This window comes from Stygiolobus sp. CP850M (assembly GCF_037389425.1).
In the GTDB taxonomy this organism is placed as follows: Archaea; Thermoproteota; Thermoprotei_A; order Sulfolobales; family Sulfolobaceae; genus Stygiolobus.
Map to the genome: position 1 here is coordinate 1 of NZ_JBBHKR010000093.1, position 3,668 is coordinate 3,668.

Sequence of the window (3,668 nt, forward strand, 5' to 3'; positions counted from 1 at the left end):
GTAATAATAGTCGCTCTGTATCACTGGACAAAACTCCACAATACTACGCTAACGCTGTTCATAGACATTGCTAGGGCTGCATACTCCGGTGGTAAATACAACGGGTAGAGGAGACCAGAGGCTATAGGTACCAGAATAGAATTATATGCTAATGCCCAAGCAATATTTTCCTTTATCTTCCTCACAGTCCTCTTACTTTGCGCTACTAAGTCCAATAACGACTCGAGGGAAGGGATGATGACATCTCCCGCATACTTTGCTATATCCGTCCCAGTAGAGATGGCAATTCCCACGTAAGCCTCTTTAAGTGCCATAGCGTCGTTAACTCCGTCACCTACAAATGCCACTTTCTTTCCTAAGTTCCTTACGACTTCAACTTTGTCCTCAGGTGAAAGGTCCTTATACACTTTTACCTTTAGTATCTCACCCACTCGATCAGCAAATTTGCTCGAGTCACCCGTAGCTATGATTACATCGTAACCACGTCTCTTTAACCACTCCACTACTTTAATCGCCTCTTCCTTTATCTCGTCCTCCAACCAAATATACCCGGTAACCTTTCCTTCTACACACACTAGCACGTCTGCATCTTTGCCTTCCCCTTCACAGTTCCTCAATACAAACTCCCTCTTTCCTACTAGTACTTCTCTTCCGTCGACCTTTCCGTATATCCCTTCTCCCTTAAATTCAGTGAAGCCCTCCACGTCCCGTTTACCTTTAGCTAACGAAGCTATTGCCTTGGCTACAGGGTGGTTGCTGAGCTTTTCTAGATGTGAAGCCAGTTCCACATCCCCCTCGTATTTTGCGACTCTGATTTTACCCTTTGTTACTGTCCCGGTCTTATCGAAGACGAACACCTGAACCTCCTTAAGCCTTTCTAATGCCTCACCGTTCCTGACGACGATACCCTTCTTTATCAACTTCCTTAGCCCAACGATTATAGCCATGGGAGTTGCGAGACCGAAACCACAAGGACATGCTGACGCCAGAACCGCGACTGTTATTAGTACGGAAAAATAGAGGGGGAAATGTAATACGAAAAACCAAACTGCAAAAGCTATTACTGAGACCGCGATAATCGTGGGCACAAAAACGGCTGAGATCTTGTCAACTAACTGTTGTATTGGTAGTCTTGTGGTTTCAGCCTCTCTTATAGCCTCTACTACTTGGGACAAGTAAGTCCTCTCTCCGGTCCTCGTTACGAAGACCTTTAGGTACCCCGAATTGAGGATCGAACCACCGATTACGGGGTCTCCTTTGATTTTTCTTGTAGGTACTGACTCTCCAGTGTATATCGACTCATCAACGTAGCCTTCTCCTTCGTCGACTACTCCGTCAGCGGGTATAACTTCACCGCTTTTCACGATTACTACGTCGTTTACCTTCAGTTCCGAGGCGTTTACCTCTATTATTCCAGAGTCTGTTATTTTCTTCGCCTTTACGTTAATGAGTGAGAGGACTTGTTCGCTAGCTCTTTCCTTTAAATAAGCCTCTAGTGTCTTACCTACTAAAATAAACGTAATAAGTAGGGAGGAGGCCGAGAAAAAGGGGTTAGAGAGTGAAAATAGGCTATAAAACCATGCTATATTAGACGAAAGTGAGACCAGAACGTCCATATTAGTGGTCTTGTTTCTTAGGGCTCTGATCATTCCTTTGTGAAACCTTAGACCAGAGTAGAACTGGACTGGGATCGAGAAGATTAATTGCAGGAGTGGAGAGGCTGATAATAATACTAACGAAGTGAAAATTGAAGAAACCACTAGTCTGGTCAACAAGTCTTTAAAATCGGATTTTCTGCTTTGCCTTAAGTCTGTAATTTCTGCCTTATACCCTCTCTTTTTGAGCTCCTCTACGATGGTTTGAGGTGAAGTAGTCATTGGGTTTATTTCGACAAGGAGATTGTCTCTCCCAGATCTAACGCTGATTACTCCATCGAGGTTTTCTACTATCTCTTTGACTTTCCGTATTTCCTCCTCGCTTACGTCCAGGCTCATGTTAAATTTTTGTGTTATTACATCATATCCAGCTTTTCTAACGGCGTTTATAACGTCCTTTAGCTTCGCTCCTTCAATAACTATTTTTGCCTCACCCGAAGCTAGATTAACGTTAACCTCCTCAACCCCTGGCACTCCTTTAATAGCTTTTGATACTGTAGATGCACATGTCGAACAGTGCATCCCTACAATTTTCAGCTCTTCTTGTTTCTTTATCCTGAGTTCCATTCAAGGCATTCCCTGCGGGCCTTCTTTTAAGTACTTATCGGGGTCTTTTTCAAACGCTTTCTTGCAGCCGTTACTACAGAAGTAATATACTGTTCCTTTGTACATCGTCTTATAGGGAGTTGTGTCGTCTACTTCCATACCGCATACGGGACATATATGCGTCATAATCTATAATCCACGGGGGAAATTTTTAACCTAACGTTTACAACGTAAAATTGTATATGTTATCGTGTAGCTTTTTGTAAAAAAGTGTCTCGTGACTCGGTCAATATAAAGACAAAGTATATTATCAGCACGGATTTAAGTTACATTATGGAAAGGAGTAAACTCTCTCAGTTAGAATACAAAGTGCTCCAAATGCTTAGAGAAGACGGGAGGAGGAGTGCCAGTAGTATAGCTAAGGAATTAAGCGTAAGTAGGGCTACCGTTGCGAAGGTGATTAAATCGTTAAAGGATAAGGGCGTTAAGTTTACAGTGGATTATCAGGAAGAGGGAGAACTGATACTATTTTTAATTTCTCGTCAGTGCATAGAAGGAAGTGCGGAGTGTTATAAACTCATAGACGGTAAATACATTTCGCTAGTAAGGGGAAAACTACATGAAATAGAGGAGATTCTGAGTAAAGTTGAGGACGAGAAGGAATACTTTATTTCAACCCAGAAGGTGAATACGGTGACAGTTATAAGAGGTGAGCTTCGTTGTGACTACTGCGGGGGAGAGATAAGGGGTGATCCCATCACTTTTAAGTTAGGTAAGAGGATATACTATACATGCTGTAGGACTTGCGAAAAAGAACTTAGGAAGAGGTTAAGTAAAACAAACGGTTAAAAGGTAGGGGGACTACTCTAGTATTTACCCGCGGTGTAACTTACTTTCTTTAATTATTTCTAATCCCGCCAGACGAATATCCCTTTTAAATGGATCATACAATATTTATGCTCAACTCGCTAGAACTAGTCGAGGGATAAATCCTATCTTCTCATCCGAATCTCATTATCACTTCCGCCCTCATGAGCAGAGCCAGTCATTAGCTGGGAGGTGGTAAAAAGAAAACTTATGGATGATATTTTATAAACATAACCCACAGTAAGGCGTTGGAAGTGATTAAAAAGTATTTAAGATTACATAGCGGAAATGTTATAGTATATGGAATTGGTTCTAACGGGGTTCACCTCTGATGGTAGGGTATTCAGAAAAGTATATTATGACAAAGAGGGGAAGAGGCTGATAGAAATTCTCATGAACGATAAGGTGATTGTTAAGGTCGGCGATTTAGTATATGAGGGTGTAGATTACCTGAAGCCTTTAGGTTTAAAAGCTGAGTGTGAGAGGACTGATGTATTGGATCTCTTTATAAGGAATAAGAACGAAAAGGTCAAGTTTGCTTACTACTTACATAAGGAAGACATGTTAGTACCTTTCGTAGGTGAAGCTGAGTTGGATAGG

4 protein-coding genes are annotated in these 3,668 nt (G+C 41.8%); 2 read left to right on the forward strand and 2 right to left on the reverse strand.

Annotation, left to right across the window (positions count from 1 at the left end; genetic code table 11):
- Window positions 1-20 precede the first annotated feature (20 nt).
- Window positions 21-2,222, reverse strand: coding sequence for a heavy metal translocating P-type ATPase (locus tag WIW89_RS11885; protein ID WP_337720935.1), 2,202 nt, complete (start codon window positions 2,220-2,222; stop codon window positions 21-23).
- On the reverse strand, window positions 2,223-2,387 hold the full coding sequence (locus WIW89_RS11890; protein ID WP_337699261.1) for a YHS domain-containing protein: 165 nt from the start codon (window positions 2,385-2,387) through the stop codon (window positions 2,223-2,225).
- Between the two features lie 147 nt (window positions 2,388-2,534).
- Here WIW89_RS11890 and WIW89_RS11895 point away from each other — a divergent pair, with 147 nt between their 5' ends.
- Both WIW89_RS11895 and WIW89_RS11900 read left to right on the forward strand, forming a co-directional pair.
- Window positions 2,535-3,050, forward strand: a complete 516-nt coding sequence (locus WIW89_RS11895; protein WP_337720936.1) for a TRASH domain-containing protein — start codon at window positions 2,535-2,537, stop codon at window positions 3,048-3,050.
- A 318-nt stretch (window positions 3,051-3,368) separates the two neighbouring features.
- Window positions 3,369-3,668, forward strand: a 300-nt coding sequence (locus tag WIW89_RS11900) for a hypothetical protein (RefSeq protein WP_337720937.1), incomplete at its 3' end; no start/stop codon positions are given.

Bases quoted from the DNA above. Each gene is read 5' to 3' on its own strand.
- WIW89_RS11885 (WP_337720935.1), bottom strand. From the start codon at position 2,222: ATGGAACTCAGGATAAAGAAACAAGAAGAGCTGAAAATTGTAGGGATG.
- WIW89_RS11890 (WP_337699261.1), bottom strand. From the start codon at position 2,387: ATGACGCATATATGTCCCGTATGCGGTATGGAAGTAGACGACACAACT.
- WIW89_RS11895 (WP_337720936.1), top strand. From the start codon at position 2,535: ATGGAAAGGAGTAAACTCTCTCAGTTAGAATACAAAGTGCTCCAAATG.